The sequence below is a fragment of the Acinetobacter sp. ANC5681 genome (assembly GCF_023488045.1).
Lineage (GTDB): Bacteria > Pseudomonadota > Gammaproteobacteria > Pseudomonadales > Moraxellaceae > Acinetobacter.
In genome coordinates, this window is record NZ_JAMFKZ010000074.1 from 1 (window position 1) to 1,502 (window position 1,502).

Below are 1,502 nucleotides of genomic sequence, written 5' to 3' on the forward strand. Positions count from 1 at the left end.
ACCCGACACAGTCATTAAAATGGTTCGGGTGGAGAAAATTATGGGGTTTGAGGTAAGGAAGTTTAATGATATAAATTTAAATGATCCTTTTTTTGATACATTAAAATCGGATTATAAAGAGTTTTCTGATTGGTTTTATAAAAAATCTGAAAATAAGGCACTTATTCACTTTAACGAAAATGGAATTTTGGATGGTTTCTTATATTTAAAAATTGAAAATGAAAAACTTGACATAGACCCACCACAAAGTATTTTAAGAAGATTAAAAATTGGGACAATGAAAATTGATGCACATGGTACAAGACTTGGGGAGCGATTTATAAAAAAAATTTTTGATTATGCCTTGCATGAAAAAGTTGCAGAGATATATTTAACAGTTTTTGAGAAACATATGTCTTTAATGGCATTATTTTATAAATATGGTTTTGAGAAAATTGGATTAAAACACTCTCCAAATGGAAGTGAAAATGTACTTAGCAGAAAATTTTCTGGACAAAATATTAAATATAGTTACCCTTTAATTACACACAATAAAGTTACTAATATATACTTTTTAAGCATATACCCCGAATATCATTCTAGACTATTCCCTGATTCCATACTGCTTACTGAAGATGGTTCTATTGTTAAGGATATTTCCCATACTAACAGCATTCATAAAATATATATAGCTGGTATGCAAGGAATGGATAATATAAAGCCTAATGACATTATTGTTATTTATAGGACTGCGGAAAAAGGAAAAAGTGCACATTACAGCTCGGTGTTTACTTCAATATGCGTAATTGAAGAATATAAACATATTTATGATTTTAAAACTTATGATGAGTTCTATGATTATTGTAAAATATACAGTATATTTGATGAAATAGAATTAAACAAAATATATAAAGAAAAGAAATATAAACATGTTATTAAAATGACATATAATATTGCATTAAATAAGCGAATTAATCGAGCAAAGTTAATTGATATGGGCATAATGTCGAATAATCATGGTTTTTATTCTGGTTTTGGCATATTGAATTTTAATCAATTAATCGATGTTATTAAGGAAGGGAAAACAGATGAAAGTTTTATTATCAATCAAGCCTGAGTATGCTGACAAGATACTATCTGGTGAAAAAAGATTTGAATTCAGAAAATCCATTTTTAAAAGAGATGGTATTCGGACTGTTATCATTTATGCCACTATGCCTGTAGGTAAAGTTATTGGTGAATTTGAAATAGAAACCATTTTATCTGACAGACCAGACTCTATTTGGGATAGAACCAGTCAATCTTCAGGAATAACTAAAGATTTTTTTGACTCTTATTTTTCTGAAAGATCAAAAGCTTATGCTATAGAAGTTAAATCTACAAAAAAATATAGCATTCCACAAGATTTGTCTGAAATAAAAATAGGTCTTAAAGCCCCTCAGTCATTTGCATATGTATAAAAAGTTTTTTGCATGAACCAACCCACCCAGTGTGGGTTTTCTTTTGTCTATTAAAACATAAAA

The 1,502-nt window shown here is 28.4% G+C and carries 2 protein-coding genes; both read left to right on the forward strand.

Annotated elements, in window-relative coordinates:
* Nucleotides 1-1,096, forward strand: a 1,096-nt coding sequence (locus tag M5121_RS15745) for an N-acetyltransferase (RefSeq protein ID WP_249571699.1), incomplete at its 5' end; no start/stop codon positions are given.
* On the forward strand, nucleotides 1,068-1,439 hold the full coding sequence (locus tag M5121_RS15750) for an ASCH domain-containing protein (protein ID WP_249571700.1): 372 nt from the start codon (nucleotides 1,068-1,070) through the stop codon (nucleotides 1,437-1,439). The genes M5121_RS15745 and M5121_RS15750, both read left to right, overlap by 29 nt.
* The last annotated feature ends 63 nt before the right edge of the window (nucleotides 1,440-1,502 follow it).

What these genes read in the sequence shown, in the direction of transcription:
- M5121_RS15750 (WP_249571700.1), top strand. Translation starts at nt 1,068, where the DNA reads ATGAAAGTTTTATTATCAATCAAGCCTGAGTATGCTGACAAGATACTA.